Source organism: Thioclava sp. F42-5 (assembly GCF_002213195.1).
GTDB classification, from domain to species: domain Bacteria; phylum Pseudomonadota; class Alphaproteobacteria; order Rhodobacterales; family Rhodobacteraceae; genus Thioclava; species Thioclava nitratireducens.
In genome coordinates this window covers 264,980-282,540 of the sequence record NZ_NBNZ01000004.1, presented here as the reverse complement: position 1 = coordinate 282,540, position 17,561 = coordinate 264,980, and the positions used below count along the sequence as shown (strand labels likewise).

The window sequence follows — 17,561 nt, the reverse complement described above, 5'->3', positions numbered from 1 at the left end:
TGCCCGCAAAGGCAATTCCAATTCGACTTGGCGAAAATATCTCCGCCGGAGGCAACCCCGGCGGCAAAACTCGGCTCACTCGGGATGATGCGGCACCTTGCCGGAGGGTGCGCGATAAGGCCGCTCCACATCACGCAGATCGACATCGAGACATTCGACATCCGCCGCCAGCGCACCATCGCCCGCCAGCGTCAGGGTCACACGCCCCGCCCCGTCTTCCGCCTCCTCGAAGGTGACGTCGAGGATCGAGAGCACCACGTCGCGATCCGACCGATCGATGCCCATGCTCGCGACATGGGTGACGTCCGAGATCACCAGCAGAGAGCGCACGCGCTCGTAGGGCCGCTTCTCGGCCTCGGCCTGCGCCTTGTCTTCCCAGCGGAAGCGATTGATCAGCAGCGCGAGACGACGGGATTTCGCCTCCCACGCGATCTCGGTGATCGGCAGCACGGCGTCCTGCACCAGCGCCGCAATCACGGGCAGGTCGTCCTTGGTCTCGGCGCGCAGCGCGATCGCGCCTTCGCCACCCTCTTCGAATTTCGCGTCACGGGTCATTGGGTCACCTCTGCATTCGATATGGGGGAGATGGCGGGGATTGCCAGCCGATCAATTCGCTTTCACGCGCTCGATATGGGCGCCGACGCCCGCCAGCTTCTCCTCGACGCGCTCATAGCCGCGATCGAGGTGATAGACACGACTGACGACGGTCTCGCCCTCGGCGGCCAGCCCCGCGAGGATCAGCGACACGGAGGCCCGCAGATCGGTCGCCATCACCGGCGCGCCCTTGAGCTTGTCGACGCCATGGACCGTCGCATGGCCGCCATGGACCTCTATATTCGCGCCCATCCGCATAAGCTCGGGCGCGTGCATGAAGCGATTCTCGAAAATCTTCTCTTCCAGAACGCTGGTGCCCTCGGCGGTGCAAAGAAGCGCCATCATCTGCGCCTGAAGATCCGTCGGGAAGCCGGGGAAAGGCTCGGTCGTCACGTCGACGGCAAGAATGCGGCCGTTCTTGCGCGCGACCTTGAGGCCGGTATGGGTCTGCTCGACCGAGATACCCGCCGCATCGAGCTTCTCGCAGAAGCTCTCCAGCAGATCGATTCGCCCCCCCAGACATTCCACCTCGCCGCCGCAGATCGCGGGCGCGAGCATGTAGGTGCCCAGTTCGATCCGGTCGGCGACCACCGGGTGCGTGGCGCCGTGCAGCCGATCCACGCCCTCGATCACGATCTCCGAGGTACCGTCACCCTCGATCTGCGCCCCCATTGCCCGCAGGCATTTCGCGAGATCGACGATCTCCGGCTCGCGCGCGGCGTTCTTCAGCACCGATGTGCCCTTGGCGAGCGAGGCCGCCATCAGGAAGTTCTCGGTGGCGCCGACCGAGGCGAAGCGCATCTCATGTGTCGCGCCTTTCAGTCCACCCTTCGCTTCGGCATGCAGATAGCCGTCCTTCAGCTCGATCTCCGCGCCGAGCGCCGCGAGCGCATCGACATGGATATCCATCGGACGCGCGCCAATCGCGCAACCGCCGGGCAGCGAGACGACCGCATGGCCCAGACGTGCCAGCAGCGGCCCCAGCACCAAATTCGACGCGCGCATCTTGCGCACGATTTCATAATCCGCGACCGGGTTGATCTCGCCATGGCACGAGGTTGCGAGCACCTTTCCCTCCTGCAGCGCGGTCACTTCCGCGCCGAGAGAGGCCAGCAATTCGGTCATCGTGCGGATGTCCGACAGGCGCGGCGCATTGGTCAGGGTCAGCGGCTCATCGCTCAGAAGCGTGGCCGGCATCAGCGCGAGACAGGCGTTCTTCGCCCCCGCGATCGGGATTTGGCCGGAAAGAGGCCCGTTGCCGCGTACGACGATGCTGTCCATTTCAACTGCCCTCGGATTCGTTGTTATTCGGCGGCTTGGATTCGGATTTGCGCGCGCGCGCCTGCGCCTTGCGACGCTGCAGATTCGCCCGGAGCGCCTGCGCCCGACGCTCTTCGCGGCTCAACCCCGCCTCGCGGGACGTGCCCGATCCGTCTTTCTTACCGCCTGTCATGGCGCCCCGTTTAACCCGCCTGCGAAATCCTGTCGAGAGAGAGCAAGATTTGCCCTTGCACCCCCGCGCGATTGCGTCTAAATCCCCGCCACGGTCAAAGCGACGGACCGAAACCGGCGCTGCTGTAGCTCAGCGGTAGAGCACTCCCTTGGTAAGGGAGAGGTCGAGAGTTCAAGTCTCTCCAGCAGCACCACTTTCTTTCCTTTGAAATCAAAAGCTTAATAAAAACAGGGCTCTGGCGAGCTGTCGTTGTGCTAATGATGTGCTAAGCTTTGCGTTAGCACAAACTAACACAAGAGGTTGGCGGCATGCCCCTCCCCACCGTCTCAGGCGCGCAAATTCGCGGCTCCACGTATCACCTAAATCTTCCGATCCCGAAAGTGATTCAGTCGCTTTACCCCGAGCACAAGAGCGGCGTCATGCGTGGCTCGCTACGCACTGCCGACCCAAAAGAGGCCAAGAGCCGGGTGGGCGAACAACGAGCAATCTTCGACCGCCAAGCAAAGGAAGCCCAGCGCCTCGCAGATCGAGAGCGCATCTTGGGGACACTTGGCCAAGAAGACCGCGACTTGCTCGCAGAAATTGGCGGCCCCGAGCGCCTGCTTGATACGATCCGGGAGCTTCGCAAAGAAGCCGCTCTTGCCCTCGCGGGGATGGGGAGCGGCGCGGCGTTGGCGACTGAGACAGAGAGCCTGCCACCTCACGCCCTCCGCACACTCGCTCAGCGAGAAGAACAGGAAGGGCAAGCAGCCCTCCGCACCCTGACCGCCGAGACGCGCCGATTGAAGGGCGTCAGCCGCCAGCTTGGCAAAGAGCCTCCCGCAGCCCCGAGCGGTCTGGACGAGGGGACCGTGGGCATCCGCGAGCTGGCCGAGAAGTTCACAGACGCAAACAGCTACACCATTCAGAACAAGGAGTCGGTGCTGCATACCGTGCGCCGCTGGATCGAGCTGCACGGCGATATCCCCGTTGAAAAATGGACGCGAGCACACCTCGACAAGTTCGACGAGGTCTTGACCAAGTTCCCGGCCTCGACAGCCGCGAGCCTTCGCAGCTTGCCCCTCTTAAAGATCATCTCGAAGGGGCAACGGGAGAACTTGCCGACGATCAGCAAGAAAACCCGCGCACGATATAGCGACCACATGAAGAGTCTGAGCAAGTATGCCCTCAATCAAGCCGGGTTGATCAGCGCCGACCCCTTCGCGGGATACAAACCGCGCGGCGAGAAGGTGAAATTCTCGGCAGGCTCGGTGAAGGAGACGATCCCATTCACCCCGGCTCAGGTCGGGAAGATATTGGACCACGTCGAGAAAACGGACGGCGAAGTCATAGACCGATGGCTTCCGCTTCTCGCCGCCTATACCGGTGCGCGCCGCGAAGAACTGGGACAGCTACTCGTCACGAACGTGCGTCTCTCTGGAAACGTGCATGTCATCGAGATTTCCGACGACGACCCGCAACAGAAAGTGAAAAATAAGCACTCTGTGCGCGTCGTGCCGCTCCCCAGCCCGGTGATTGCGGCGGGCTTCCTAGATTATGTCGAACGGCGCAAAGCTTCCGGGGGGCACTTTCTCTTTCTCGAAGATCAGCAGGACAAGCGGCGGCGCGTCACACGGGGCGAGGTTACGCCGGATCGGCGCGGGCGCTTCACCGAACGATACGGCGAGCGTTTCCGGCGCAAGGTCCGTGTCCCCTGCGAGCTTACAGAGCCGGGCATGAAATTCCATAGCCTGCGGCATAGCTGGACCGACGCCGCGCGGCGCGCAGGGATCGACAAGGAAATTCGACGCCTGATCGCAGGGCGGCTAGACGGGGAAGATTTCGTGGAAGCGGGATATGGTGGCGACGATCTACTTGGCGAGAAGCTGGCGGCGCTCGAAAAGGTCGCGAGCTTCGTGAGAGACTGAACACCACCGACCACCACCACCCGACACGAAAACCCGCGCTGATCATCGGCGCGGGTTTTTCTTTGCCGACGAATTGGGACGCCGAGCATCTCGTACGGCGCATCGGGTGCTTAGAAATGGTGCTTGCGCCCCGCGTCAGCGGAGACGGCGATGACCATAGCTCGCGAAAGCTACCCCGCCCAACTTATCTCTAAGACTACTCTGCACACGGCCAGCCGAATCACACCCGAGCTGTGACCCGTTTTTGCCAAGGTATTGATTTTGAGTCGTTTTTATGGCATAAGTTAGACATTCCCAAGGAAACTCTCTCGCCTATCAGGGTTATAAAAAATCAATGTCAACAGGAAAATACCGTGCTTAGCGCAAGAATTTCAGACTACTGCGCCGGAACAGGCCTCCACCCTGATACGGCGGGAAAGCACCTCTCGGGGCTACCCTTTACCGGCACTCGGGCACGACGCTACGCGCTGCCGTTCGCCCTCTCTCGGCTCGGCGCGAAATACCGTTTCGCAGCCGCGACACTCATCGAGAGAGCCGAGGACGACGGCAACCAGTTCATCGCGACGCTTCCGGAGATGCCGCTCATCGAAGAAACGGTGGCATGGCTGGAGCGCGATCCAGCCATGAAAAATCGGCTAAGCGCCGCTAGACGTTGCTTCTTTTCGTCCTTGAGCCGAAGCTCGCGGGGAGTCGTGAACTATTATAGTGACGTACCTCGGCTTTGGAACCTAATCCCTGTGGCCAGCTCGGTTTTGCCTTATGTGCTGACCGGCCAGCAGAACACACTTCCAGATGACTGGGACGACTTCAGCCGCTGCCTGGCACTTCTTCACAGCACGTCACCGCGCCCAGAAGACGTGGACCTTGTCGCGTAATGATTTCGGCGCTCCTCCGTCTAGCGCTAAGCCACAGCGGCGCATGCCGTCGCCTCGCTAGCGCAAATGATCTCGAGCAAACCATCCTCTCAGAAAGCGCGCTCATCTCTGCTCTTCGAGCCGCCCGCCTAACTCGCAGCGAGATCACTCGAATGGTCGAGCCTCTCGCGCACCTCCCACCACCCACCAGCGCTGAAATCGCAAATGCCGTCGAGACGGTCTGCCTCCGCGCCAAGTTTGGATGACCAATGACTGAAACTTTCGACAGTATCCTCAAAGCCGACCATCTCGCACAGGCGCGGTTTGACGCCGCTAGCGCGAAGCTGATTGCTGATGCCGCTCAGATCGGCATCGCGCTGACGCTCGACGACTGCAAACAGGTTCCAAGCGTGCGTCTTGCTTGCCTAACTGACATGGGCTTGACCGACGCCGCACTGGAGGAGGCGAAACGGCTGCCGCAGATCGCGGCAGCGGCTCAGAAAGCCGAGTTCGCCCGACAGCTCAGCGAACGCAACAGCGCCGCACATGCCGAAATCGCCCAACTTAACCCCAGCCAGCGATTGAAACTCGGCAGAGAGATCGAACGTAGCCGCCCGCAAGAAGAGAAATCCCCCCTGCCCTCTGAAGAAGCGCATGCAGCGATGCTCGCCCTCCAAAGCCTGCCGCCGAGCGCCCGGCTCAGCTACGCACGGAAGGTGGGCCTTGCATGATCGACGTCGAACAGATTGCTCGGAAAATTGCTCGTGACGGTCGCCCAATCAGCGCCTTCTTCAGCGCGATCCGTGGCGATGGCTCGCGCGTGTATCTGGCCGATGGGTCCACCGTCGACGGCTACCGTTACTTGCTGATCGAGCGGCGTTTGCGAGAGCTTGGCGGACGTGTCGAGATTCTCGACGCTGAGGCACGACGCCGAAACACTGTTCGAGCGCGCGCACTAAGAAACTGACCATAGGCCGCCCGCATTCGTGCTTGCCTGCGCGCGGCCCCCACCCGGCGTCTTGCCATTGCGTCGGGCTCGCGGCGGGGCGTTACTCCAGACACCCCGCCGCCTCTTCTTCACCATCAAAATGAAAGAAATAACCACTAATGTGCAACTGCAGCCAATTGGGTATTGAAACGCTTCTCGTCGAAGAGGTCGCCGCCATATTGTCGGATTACTGCGACGAAGAAGAAACTGCCTACAGCATCGAGTTCCTCGACCTTCGCGTGTGTTTACCAGACAGCATCGCTGATCGCGTGACGCACCGTGCACTGCGCGCCTGCGACTTCGCGCCCGACACCGAGCGCGATGGTGAGGTTTGGCACAAGCCGCCCGTCGGGAAATGGCGTCACCAGCATGATGTCGACCTAACGCACCAAGATTATGATCATCTGATCACGATAGCATCGAAGAACATCTGGGGTTACGCGTGAGCTTCTTTTCTCAGCCCGTTCCGCCGCTCGTCATTGCGCGCTCCGACTCCGACGCAGCGAAGCGCCGCCGCGACGCCGCTGCGCGAAACCGCAAGGCGATGGCCGCGCGAGCCAAATGGACCTGCGAGCAAATCGAAGAAGAAGAGCAGCGCCTCGCTGAAGAGATCGCCGCGCGTGTAGAGGCGGGAAAAATCACACGCTATGCGCCCGCTGACGAGAGCCGACGAATGAACTGACCGGATGTGCCATTTTGCGTGACACTTTACGCGCGAAAATTCTCAGTCTGGACACAACATATAGATACTCACCCTCCACCAAATCACTTCTAGGCCCAACTCCCCCTAGAAGCGCGAGCCCAAGCGAGAATCAACATATTCCCTTAAAATGTTAGTGTATGTGACATTCCTCTGGGAAATCTCACATCCTGAAAATAATTGACTAGCGCGATCTACCTTAAATCAACATGTTGTGCCTCAGACACCAGATCAAGGAGCACAAACATGACCAAACCGATATCCGCCACCGCCATCGCTGCGATCCTCCTCGGCGCTCAGCTCAAAGAGGAGATTGAGCGTGGACTCGACACGCCCGAGAAGCGCGAGCGTTGCCGACGCATCGCGAATGCGCTTGCTGCCTTGCAGGAATGAAGCACCGCACTTGGCCCGCGTAAGCGGGTCGCCCCCCCCACAAGCACGAAATCCCAGAGGGAAAATGGCAAAAACAACCGATTTTGAAGATAGAATAGAGGATGACGGCAGCCCACTGCCGTCACTCGGAAAGCTACGCATGACACCCGGAGCAAAGAAGCTGCGCGAGCGGCTCTCCGGAAGCGAACTGAAAGCGATCCGCGAGGCTAAGGAACTCAACGCCGAGGCGATCTTGGATCGCCTGAACCGGCGCGACCGAGAAGGTCGGCTGCGAGTCCCCGCGCCGGACGATTGCAAACTGGTTATGATCTTCGCTCACTTGCGCGTAGCGGGAGCCTCTAAGATCGAGACAGGGCGCGTCCGAGACGCGTTGCGGAAAAATTGGCCACAACTTTCCTCCGCAGACGTGAAGGCCGCTCAAAACCTTGCTGAGGCGGAAATCTCGGCAGCGCGCAAGGCTGAAGCGCGCAAGGGCGAGGTAACGAACGTCATCGATCAAAACGGCTTCGATGCTCTTTGTCGCTATGGGCTTGAGCAGCTCCAGCGGGAAAACAGCAAGCTCGGGCACGATCCGGCGCTTTATCAACATGGCTCCGAGCTGGTCCGCGTTCCGGTTGCTCCGAGTGGCGAAGCTCGTATCGAGATGCTGAATCAGAAGAGCTTCAATCACGTACTCAACACACAGGCCCCCTATCGCCGCATGCAGGGCGATGATGGGCATATCAGCGCTAGCGCGCCTCGTGATGTGGCGGAGCACCTCTTTTCCAATCCAGCCCTGCCCGTCCCAGCCTTGGAGAAGATCGTCACCGTTCCGACATTCTCTGCGAACGGCGAGTTGAAACAGTCTGCTGGCTTCGACAAGGTCTCAGGCCTTCTTTATCTCCCCTCGCAAGGTCTGGATATTCCCGCGATCCCACGCGGAGACCTCACAAAGGAGGCGCAGAAAGCCGCAGCCTTTTTGGTGGACCTTTTCGCAGATTTTCCATTTGACGGGCTGACGCGCGAAGAAATCACGGCGCAGCGGCCCGCCTCGCTCGTGAACTACCTAGCGCTGCTTCTTACCCCGTTTGTGGCCCCGATCTTTGATGATGTGGTTCCGGCGCACTTGCTGACCAAGCCCGCTCCCGGCACCGGCGCATCCCTCCTCGCTGAGGCCTGCATGATCATCGCCGATGGGCGCGCCGAGCTTCGCCCACCCCTTTCTCGCAACGAAGAGGAGCGCCGCAAGGCGCTTTTCTCCGCACTCCAGACTCAGAAAAACTTCCTCGTTTACGACAACGTGGCGGGTGAGATGGACTCCGCGACCTTCGCCAGCTTCCTGACCTCGCGAGAATGGACAGATCGCGTTCTGGGACGCTCAGGCGAACGCACCGTGCGAAACGCCTCGGCAACCGTGCTCACGGGCATCAACCCCGGCTTCTCACCGGAATTGCAGCGGCGCCTTAGCCTGATCAAGCTTGACGCCAAGATGCCAAACCCCGGTGAGCGCGTGGGGTTCAAGATCAAAGGCGACTTCAAGAGCCACATCCGCGCACATCGTGGCGAAATCATCGCCGCGTGCCTGACGCTTGTTCAGCACTGGATCAACGAAGGCATGCCTGCAGCATCGGGCAAGGCTCTCGCGTCCTTCGAGCGATGGCATGTGACCCTCGGCGGCATCCTTGAAGCAGCAGGCTTCAAGATGTTTCAGGCTAATCGCAAGGACCTCGACGCCGTTACCTATGTCGAAGACGATCCGATGCAGGTTCTTATAGAAGCATGGTACTCGCGTGCTCGCGACCGCTTGGACGCGATGGGGATGGACGCAGACTCCGGCGAGCTGCGCGATCTAGCCAAACTGGAAGAGATCGCTCTTCCGGTGAAGCTCTCGCGCACCGGCGAGGACTTTGATTTCGAGCCGCGCGCCTTCGGGAAGTATCTGTCTTCGATGAAAGAGCGCACGTTCGCGGTGGACGGAGCTAATATCTCGCTGGTGCAGGGCGCCCGCAGCAATGGCCGTACGCCATGGCGGCTCGTGAAGCGCAAGAGCACCACCGCACCGGCAAGCTCACCGTCTCATGACATCATTCCGAAAGCGGATAAAGGTCAGGCTCCACTTACCCCTAATGGGTGCAATTCGAACGACGATCCAAAAGTGGTTCGCATGCGACAGCGCAGACGTGCGCGCGGGCAGAGCTCAAGCCTCGCACGAATGGCGGAGCAAACATCGGATGCGGTGAACCCCTTTGCGAAGTCTCGGTGATGAACCCGACCCTCTGAAGTAACGAAGGCCCCCGTCAGGGGGCTTTCTCACCCAACACTAAATGCACTGAATGAACGGTCTTGCACTGCGAAATGCACTGCCGAATTTCCTTTATTTTATTGGCCGTGATGGGACTTCAGTGCGTGTCGAGCGTTTGTTAAGGGAGATTGCTCATGAGCTGATTTTACTTTTCTCTAAGCCCGCTTTGTCCAAAGGTCAGAAGATTAAGCCTTGGTGGCACCTTGCGTCACGAGCTTGGGCATGAAGCATCATCCTCCATCTCTCGCGGCGCGGATCAAAAAATGCCCTACATGCACTGCATCCCGCATTTACTTTCATCACCAATGGCTTAGCCTAGTGCGTCTTCCATGTTCAAATGCACCGGCATGCACTTAAATGCTCTAAACGGTCCAAGAAAATGTGTTGACCCGCTATGGCGCTTGAAGAGGCACTATGTTGCGTGCGCCTTATGCAGCGGTTACGCTGCCTTGTGCTTTTCTCGACTTAGGGTGCGAAAATGGCTGATAGCAACAAAAACGGCGGCGGTCGCCCCTCCAATAGCAATTCCGGCAGCCGCTCCAGCGAGGGCGGGAGTGGCGGCGGCAAGCCCGCTTGGACTGGCAGCGGTGTAAGCAAAGGCGCCACCACCGCCAACACAAACCGCAGTGGGGGCTCCTCGAAGAAGTGAGACTTCGCCGAGTCGCAGCCAACGCGATTTTATGTTGTTTTGAGTCTCGTTGTGACCAGCAGCCCGCAGCGTTTCCGCGGTCTGGTCATCAAGATACTCGCACCATGTTTCATTAGTCTTGAGATAATAACCGACGTCTGAGAACTCGTTGCTCGTCGGCTTCAAAATTCCACTCTCGACCCTTCGCGAACCTAAAACGTAAGATAAGAGGAACGTCGCGATAAAAAGGATCGTCGCAAGTGCGTAGCCTGAGACCAACAGCGGCAGCTCAAGCTGCGCGCCGCTCTTATAAAGATACCCAGCAAGTGTGATGAAAGTAGGCAAGCTGAGTGTCAGCCAATACTTCGCCTTTGCATCGATTTCTCTAAAGCTAGCTTCGTGAAACTCTATCAGCCTTTGAAACTCCGTTTTGATTTCGGCGAGACGTTCGCGCGTGACTTCGTTTGACATACTCCCTCCAATCACCTCCATCCTCCCCGCGACCTTGTTGCTAGACGCTACACGACAGCCTAATTCGCCGCTCGCACCGTAAACATCTCCAGATGCATCTGCCACCTTCGGTAACGCTGAAGCGCCTAGTGGACATCAAAGTGGGACGTCTCTCCACTGGCGCACAACTTTCGGCGGGCCGGGCCGTCGCACTACGAGCCGCCCCACATCGCCCGGATGCGGAGCGCGTAGATCGACCCTCAGGTAATCAGTTTTCCCGCACTGCCGACACGCCCCCGCCCATGATCGCGCCGGGCGTTTCGGTGGAGCACCCACCTCGACGAGATCGGAGGCGAGGTAGTGAACCGTGCGGCGGCACAGATTGCAGCGCACCACTACGAGCATCCCCGCCCGCGCGGCCTCTCCTAGGGAGAAAGGGCGCTTCGCTGGGTGTGGGTGTGCAGGCGGATGCATAGAAGGCATAGCGCCTAGGTAACACCGAGAACACAACAAGAACAACCGAGCAATCCCCGCCATCCGAGCGTGCTGCCAAAATAGGTCTGGCCCGCTAACGCGGGCCAGCGAAGATCAGCTTCGGAGAAGCAAGCTAATGCTTCTTTCCGTGGGCCGATCATCCAAACTGGGAAGCTTGTAGCTTGTCTTGACCTCATGGGAGACCACAACGAGCTCATACCCATATTTGCGGCGATGAAGGGCGACGTTAGAAGCCACGCCGAGCCGCCAAACTAGGTCCGAAAAAGAGGCGATGTTCTCCTTGGTGAAGAACCGCGAACACAAGTCGAGAAATTCGACGCCGTCACGCAAGCGAGAGAGCCCCGAGGTTCTGACCTCACCAATTCGCTTCAACGCGAGCATGCTTAGGTTTTCCGGCGCCCGAGCGCCAACAAGCTTCGAGAGGCAATCTCGTGCGCCTTGAAGCGCCTCCTTCTCGCTTTGCCTTAAGAGAGCTCCAGCGTGCCGCGCTCTAACGAGAGTGACTTCCTCGTCGACCGGAACCCTCCTCACGACACCGCCGACTTCACGCTCGACGAAACGTCGGCGCATCTCGCGAAGCTCCAAGTGCCCGCCACTTGTCACTTCCGGCACTCTGCTCGCCCGCCCTACAAGTTCAGCGAGGCTGCTGACGACCTCTCGCATAGCCCTCTCGTTGGCTATCCAATTGTCAGTGATGCTCTCGAGGGCTTGCGGCACACCGCGCATGGCGCGTGCGATGACACTTGCCGTTGCTCTGCGATCCTCTTCTTCTTTTAGTTTCTTCTCGAAATCTCGAGCGACCTCAGGCCCGAAATAGAATTTCGCACAGTCTCGCCCACACAAGGCAATCCGTCCATCCTTCATCTGGACAGTAAACCCGCGCCGGTGGTCCGTGTGCTTGTTACAGAACGCACACGGCACGTCATGGTCGGCATGATACCTGTTGATGTAGCGCGACGGAATCTCGCCCTCTGGTATTGCCTCGGTTAACCCCGCCTGAAGCTCAGGTCGTGCAGGAGTGAATTCTTCGGAAGTAAGGTCTTCGAACTTTGCCATGTCATTGGTCCTTTCCCTCCCCGCTCTTGTTTACAGTGACACCCCGGTCGCACGTTGTTCGCGCTATGTTTTAACTTCGTTCTCACACAGAATTATCTGACCTAACGTAATCCGTCAACACCATCGGCACTTCATCATGTGCCACTAGCCAGCCAATACACAATATACCCGCCTCAGCCGCCGTCGAGCCCTGCGAATGCAACCTCACGAAATGTTACACTAGATCACCTTTCGTGATCATTTCGCCGAAACAACCCACCCCCACGCCATGGAGCCGACCCGAAAACGGCACGGTATCGGCACAACCTATTGAAAAGACTCGCGAATCATGCATCGGAAACCGTATAAATATCACAATGAACGTTGACGATTTTGAAAGCCCCCGACATGACCAGAAAATATGTGATATACCGCCGCGTCTCGACCGCCTCGCAGGGCGAAAGTGGTCTCGGGCTGGAAGCTCAAGACCGTGATATCGCCCTGTTCCTAGACAACTATAGCGACACCCCTTTTGAGGTGCTGGGGACTTTCACAGACTTGCTGAGCGGCAAGAACGATGCCCGCCCCGAGCTGCAAAAAGCGATCACACTGGCCCGCTCAGAGGGTGCGGAATTGCTGGTGGCAAAGCTGGATCGACTATCCCGGAAGGTCAGCTTCATCGCGGCTCTGATGGACGATAAAGCCTTAAAAATAAGGGTCGCAAGCATGCCTCACGCGGATAATTTCCAGCTTCATATCTATGCAGCCTTGGCAGAACAGGAACGCGACTTCATCAGCAAAAGAACGAGGGCCGCGCTGCAAGAAGCCAAGGCCAGAGGCGTCAAACTGGGAGGTCTTCGCGATACCACGATGAAGCGCAATGAGGCTGCCCGACAGGCGGCTGACGCCGCCGCCCAGCGTGTCGCCCAGATCATCCTCCCGATGCGCGACTCCGGCTCGACATTGGCGCAGATCGCAGACGCCTTGAACGCTGCCAAGATCACCACGCCGAGAGGCAGGAGCTGGGCACCGATGACCGTTTCGAACGCTCTTAAGCGGCTTACTGCCTGACCGCCCGACAGGCCCGCTCAGCGCGTCGAGACTGGCTGAATCGTCATAACATAAGCTCGCTGGCTCTTGGGCTCCGTGAAGGCCCGCGTCAGCGGGCCTGAACAAGCCTCCGCAGCCTCGCCTAAAATCGCATAATATCCTTTATTTTTTATACTTTATGAGGCTCCACTGGGGATATACCCCACCCCCCATTTTGCCCCACAGGTGCTGCACAAATTTGTTAATGCAACTTGCCCCCTCAGGATTCAGCAACAAACGCCCCATACGCCCTGATTCAGCAACACCGAAAGGCTTTCGATCGGGGAAGCGACCTCGCCCGCGAGGCTTCGTCCGGCATCGCGTTGATTGACGGGCGGCGACCGATCTTCGTCCCGACGAGTGTGGGTGAGTGTCAAAACAATCCAAACGGCATGCTCAAGAATCTGGTACTTTGATACCATACTTCTGCACACGAAGCCGGTTGAGCGCACTTTCTTGGCCAATTTTTTCCAAAGCCGATACCACCTTTTCGGCAATGCTCTTCGCTCTATCGCTCGGGTTTGAGATGGACGGAAAATAGGTTAGCGCACGAGTAACGTCGCGAAAGTCTTCCCCCTTTACCGCTTTCAACAATTTGTAGAAATCCTCAGCGCTGTGCTTGTCAATGAAGTCAAGGGCAGCATCGTTCCAGCCTGTGTCACGAACGGTGGCCACCACCGCCTCATGAAGGGTTCTTTCATCGACGAATTCTGCTGCCTTAGCAGCAAAGGCATCGGCAACGTCTGGATCCTCGACATTAAGACGTCTTGAGGACGAGGCGCCCACCCAAAACTCTTTGTCGTCCTTTCGATCGTCAATGTAATCTTTAATGAGTTCGGCAAGTCCTTCGTGATAGCCCAACTGCTTAAGCGTCACGATTGAAGCCGAAAGATTAGAAGGACTGACGGCAGCAGCATTGTCCTTGATCGATTGCTTTAGCGCAGCAGCGAACGTGTCCGCATTATCATCAAAAGAGTCGTGATAGATGTCCCATGCAGCAGTAAACTCAGCCTCCTTATCTAGACGATCAATGTTCTCTGACAGTCGATCGGCCTCGCGCCGTAGCGCTACTGCGTCGTAGATGCCGCTGCGCATATTCTCGAGGATGAGATAATCAAAGCGATCTGCTGTAAAAAACCCATATCGCCTAAGAAGCTCTCTAGCACGATCGTCCTCTGGAGTCCTCTCTTTGCTACTTCCGAGCAGACCAGCATATGGGCGATCTTGCAAAACAGTTTCGATAGGCGGCGCCTCAGCAGGCTGGTAAAGAGTGAACCCGAAAAGGCAAGCACTGTGTATCGCCTGCGTAACGATACGCTCATCGTAGCCAGACAGAATCTCCTCCAACCTTCCGCATATTCTGAGAAGTTTGAAGATCGTCCGGATGTTGGTGATTTCCAACACTTTGACATTTTCAGCTACAAGCCGCGCCAATAATGTCGAGCGATCTGGGATAGCTATGTCAACAGCCTCGCTGGCCGAGGGGGCGAATGTCAAATGGATGTCGATAACTTTTTCCAGTTGGATACCAAAGGCCTCCGCATCCTGAGCCTTCAACGCTTCATCGTTTAGCAACAGGACAACCTTGCATCGCTTCTTCTCCTTCAAGAAAGAGATCAGCCCTAGAACGTCCTTAAGCTCAAGGCGGTCGCTCATACGTTCGAGATCATCAAAACAAACAATCTGATCACGAACGTCGAGGAAGCCCGCCTTTTCAGCCAAACCGCTGTAGTCTGAAATAATAGGCATGCCACCAATAACACTAGCACCTGCCCGCCACTTTGAAGCCAGATGAGTCAATCGATCTGAGACACTGCTGACAGTAGCTTCTAACGGCTTGACAGAGTCGAAGGATGCGGCCTCTACAGTGTTCTCGAATAGAGACCGCCTTACATCACTCAGTCTCTCTAAACCAAACAGTGAGACATAGGCGTACCGGGCAGGTTTTACTTTTTTGTTGTTGAATGCTTCGACGAGCAGGGTGTCCCAAGTGTGCGTCTTACCCACACCCCACCTACCGCGCAAACAAAGAGAGTAGTTATCGTCTGCCTTAAGAAACCTACGAATTTCATTTCGAACTTGTTCTGTACTCATGCTTTATTCTCTTAATTACCTCAACATTAAAGGTTGTAGAGCATGTTGATGTTTCTAGCGAGCGTCTTGGACCAGATGGATCGTGCGCTCGAACATGTCAAAAAGGATAGCGTACATGACGCCCGCATTGGGCTAATGCTAACTGACAACGCGATCGAACTTGCGATGCATGAGCTTGCAAAGACGAAGGATGCTGAACTGAAGTTGTGGAGGCACCGAAGCGACGAATATCAACACAAGAGCGAACTGGCAGAGGCCTTGGGTCGTGTGTTCGATGCCAAAGTTAAGTTCGCCAAGATCGAAGGCCTTGTGAATGGCGAGCAAGCGAGAACTATCACGCTCCTCCACGATTTTCGAAATGAGTTGTACCACATAGGGCTACAGCATGAAGCGATCTTGCCAGCTCTCTCAAGATTCTACTTCTCAGTTGCCTGCGATATACTCAGCGCTTATCCTATAAGGGGCTTTAGTTATCACTCCAAGATCGAGCTACCAGTCCGATCAAAGAAGTATTTCACCAACAAAGGAAAATACTCACCCGCAGAGATAGGTGATTTCGCAAGAGCTTTCCGAACGATGTCAGCCGCGTGTGGCCATCAGAAAAGAAGCACGATCCGTACTCTAGCCGACCACATGGAAGCCACTATAGAGGACAGCGATAATTGCCTCGATATCGTGGCTCAAGGAGTCTACGAGGGCCAACAGCAGACACGAGATCAGGCAACAGTAGAATGCCAAACGTGGCCACTCTCGTTCTCAGAAGAAGCTTACAAGTATGCGCGGGACAATGGTTTCGTTGGCGAAACAAGGCCGGAACTGCTCGAGTGGCTAGCTAAAAACTACCCTCTTCGCTTCAAAATGGATCCAGTACCTAGTTGGAAGAAGCAGGTCACACGCTTACGCTCAAAGGGGAACCCTCATACAGCGTTAGAATACTACGTTGCTTTCATGGAACACACCACACAGATTAGGGAGGCATTCAGCGGTTCCGCTGCAGCGGCTGAGCAAGAGATTGATCGGCTTATTGAAGAGTATCGTAACGAGAGAAACTAAGATTCGTGAACGTTGCTAGTTCGCGGGACGGTGAGCGGCTTCTTGTGGAAATCGGCAGCGGCAATAGTCCAGCGGGCGGCACCAAACAAAAAATCAGCGGCACGCGCGCGTCCGTAGGCACGATGCCCTGCTAGACTTCGAAATGGAAGCGCAGTCGGCGGCATTTCGACGAGGGAGAGCGCATTCGCACCAATGGAAGCGCGCCAAGCTCGTCACGAAAAGAGCAAAGCGCGTAACAGGCTTCCAACCTCCAGTTCACGCCTCCCCTCCTCCAATAGACCGCAGACCGGTTTTGCAATAATGTAGCCGCCGGACCACTGAGTTGCCGCTATTCTATAGGTCTCACATGCTCTCGACACTTCATACGTTCTACAAGCATTACCCCTCGACACTGCTGCAACTGAAGAACATCAGTCGCTCATCGCTTCCCGCCGATCTTCTGAAAACGCTGGACTTCCATGGGCAAAGACAGAGTGAAATTCTAGACGTTGCTCAGTTTTACATGCTCGACAAGGCAGCACAGGCGCTGCTGTATGATCTCTCCGCGAAGATGAAGAAAGACGGGCTGGAAGACATGTTCAGCCACGTTCAACTCCCGTTCCCTGCTATGCTACTGACCGTCCCCCCCGTTTCGAATGGCATGCGACCGTTTGCATTGATTACTCAAGACGAAGGCGTTTTGTACACACAAGTATTCCTCGAAGGAAACGGCGGCTTTATTCCCAACATGCTGATCTTCAAGTCAGAGGGCGCAGCGGTAGACACTCTGATGGCGCCTACTTTTCATCTCGCGAAGGCAGCAGGCGACGATATCGACAACGAGGTTTTGCTAGAGCAGGAGCGTCCAATCTGCATGAGCTTCCTCAGTATGGCCGTCGGTATGTCACTTTTGTTCCAGCACAAAGCGATGCTGGAAACGGAGGAAGTGCCTTTATATTCGCGAGCCGAACGCCGCCGTGCCCAGAAAGAGGGGAGCCCACTACCAGACAAACGCGTGGTAAAAGTTACCCTCGGAGAGCTAGGGAAGCGACAAATGCAAGCCATGCAAGACGATCACGAAAGCATCTCCCCCGAAAAAAGAGCGCGTAGGGCACATTGGGTACAGGGCCACTTCATGCGAAACCGAGCGGGCGGCCTCAGTTGGCGAAACCCCCACATCCGGGGCGCTGGTCCCACCATCGAACAGGAGCGGCACGTGTCAGCAATTAACAGCAAGTTTGATTGAGCTGCCCAGTAGCTCGAATCATGCCCCGTTCTCATGCGCTAACATTTGTGCTAATCGTGCCGATATGCCCATTTAGCACATTCAAATAAAATTACATTAGAAACAAAAGCTTATGTAGGACCCCAAGCCCCTCCCAGACAATTCAAGTCTCTCCAGCAGCACCACTTCCCCTTCGAAAATCGAATTCCGTTAGCGTTCCGAGCGCTGCACCAAGATCCTGACCCACATTAGGGCGAGGGTTTTCGAGAGGGTCCTCTTGTCTTCCGCCACCTGATCGAAGGCGCCGCGTCTCAGCGCCCGCCGGTATGTCACATCACATTTT

General features: G+C 57.1%; 15 protein-coding genes and 1 tRNA gene. 11 read left to right on the top strand and 5 right to left on the bottom strand.

The genetic code is table 11. The annotated features are described in order from the left end of the window. Positions 1–75: 75 nt before the first annotated feature. Together B6V74_RS12960 and murA are read right to left on the bottom strand one after the other, a co-directional pair. Positions 76–555, bottom strand: coding sequence for a DUF2948 family protein (locus B6V74_RS12960; RefSeq protein ID WP_088720320.1), 480 nt, complete (start codon positions 553–555; stop codon positions 76–78). Positions 556–606: 51 nt separating this feature from the next. Further along, positions 607–1,875 carry a UDP-N-acetylglucosamine 1-carboxyvinyltransferase gene (gene murA, locus B6V74_RS12955; protein WP_088722991.1) on the bottom strand — a complete coding sequence of 423 codons (1,269 nt, stop codon included), beginning with the start codon at positions 1,873–1,875 and terminating at the stop codon, positions 607–609. Between the two features lie 290 nt (positions 1,876–2,165). Here murA and B6V74_RS12950 point away from each other — a divergent pair. From B6V74_RS12950 to B6V74_RS12915, 8 genes are all read left to right on the top strand, one after another. Next, a tRNA-Thr gene (locus B6V74_RS12950) sits at positions 2,166–2,240 on the top strand. A gap of 115 nt (positions 2,241–2,355) precedes the next feature. After that, positions 2,356–3,954, top strand: a complete 1,599-nt coding sequence (locus B6V74_RS12945; protein WP_088722990.1) for a site-specific integrase — start codon at positions 2,356–2,358, stop codon at positions 3,952–3,954. A 233-nt stretch (positions 3,955–4,187) separates the two neighbouring features. After that, positions 4,188–4,829 carry a hypothetical protein gene (locus tag B6V74_RS12940; RefSeq protein ID WP_146694551.1) on the top strand — a complete coding sequence of 214 codons (642 nt, stop codon included), beginning with the start codon at positions 4,188–4,190 and terminating at the stop codon, positions 4,827–4,829. A gap of 248 nt (positions 4,830–5,077) precedes the next feature. Then, entirely contained in the window at positions 5,078–5,539 is a 462-nt protein-coding gene (locus tag B6V74_RS12935) for a hypothetical protein (RefSeq protein ID WP_088722988.1), read from the top strand. After that, a complete protein-coding gene (locus tag B6V74_RS12930; protein ID WP_088722987.1) occupies positions 5,536–5,775 on the top strand; it encodes a hypothetical protein in 240 nt (79 codons plus the stop codon). Before B6V74_RS12935 ends, B6V74_RS12930 begins: the two co-directional genes overlap by 4 nt. Before the next feature lie 140 nt (positions 5,776–5,915). Then, positions 5,916–6,242: a hypothetical protein gene (locus tag B6V74_RS12925; protein WP_088722986.1), complete on the top strand. Its 327-nt coding sequence runs from the start codon at positions 5,916–5,918 to the stop codon at positions 6,240–6,242. Positions 6,243–6,742: 500 nt separating this feature from the next. Continuing rightward, positions 6,743–6,889, top strand: coding sequence for a hypothetical protein (locus tag B6V74_RS19000; RefSeq protein WP_168174926.1), 147 nt, complete (start codon positions 6,743–6,745; stop codon positions 6,887–6,889). Positions 6,890–6,953: 64 nt separating this feature from the next. Then, complete coding sequence (locus B6V74_RS12915) at positions 6,954–9,131, top strand: hypothetical protein (RefSeq protein WP_146694550.1); 2,178 nt, start codon at positions 6,954–6,956, stop codon at positions 9,129–9,131. A 478-nt stretch (positions 9,132–9,609) separates the two neighbouring features. Here B6V74_RS12915 and B6V74_RS12910 read toward each other — a convergent pair whose 3' ends face one another. Together B6V74_RS12910 and B6V74_RS12905 are read right to left on the bottom strand one after the other, a co-directional pair. After that, positions 9,610–10,269, bottom strand: coding sequence for a hypothetical protein (locus tag B6V74_RS12910; RefSeq protein WP_088722983.1), 660 nt, complete (start codon positions 10,267–10,269; stop codon positions 9,610–9,612). Between the two features lie 567 nt (positions 10,270–10,836). Further along, the gene (locus tag B6V74_RS12905) at positions 10,837–11,799 is read right to left on the bottom strand and encodes a hypothetical protein (RefSeq protein WP_088722982.1); all 963 of its coding nucleotides are present in this window, start codon (positions 11,797–11,799) and stop codon (positions 10,837–10,839) included. A 387-nt stretch (positions 11,800–12,186) separates the two neighbouring features. Here B6V74_RS12905 and B6V74_RS12900 point away from each other — a divergent pair, with 387 nt between their 5' ends. Further along, a complete protein-coding gene (locus B6V74_RS12900; protein WP_088722981.1) occupies positions 12,187–12,849 on the top strand; it encodes a recombinase family protein in 663 nt (220 codons plus the stop codon). Positions 12,850–13,263: 414 nt separating this feature from the next. On the opposite strand, the gene B6V74_RS19075 is transcribed toward B6V74_RS12900, so the two are convergent. After that, entirely contained in the window at positions 13,264–14,961 is a 1,698-nt protein-coding gene (locus B6V74_RS19075) for a hypothetical protein (RefSeq protein WP_206185202.1), read from the bottom strand. Between the two features lie 42 nt (positions 14,962–15,003). Between B6V74_RS19075 and B6V74_RS12890 the strand changes: the two genes are divergently transcribed. Both B6V74_RS12890 and B6V74_RS12885 read left to right on the top strand, forming a co-directional pair. After that, positions 15,004–16,014, top strand: coding sequence for a hypothetical protein (locus tag B6V74_RS12890; protein WP_088722980.1), 1,011 nt, complete (start codon positions 15,004–15,006; stop codon positions 16,012–16,014). A gap of 346 nt (positions 16,015–16,360) precedes the next feature. Next, positions 16,361–17,239 (top strand): hypothetical protein, encoded by an 879-nt coding sequence (locus B6V74_RS12885; protein WP_088722979.1) that lies wholly within the window; start codon positions 16,361–16,363, stop codon positions 17,237–17,239. Positions 17,240–17,561: the final 322 nt, after the last annotated feature.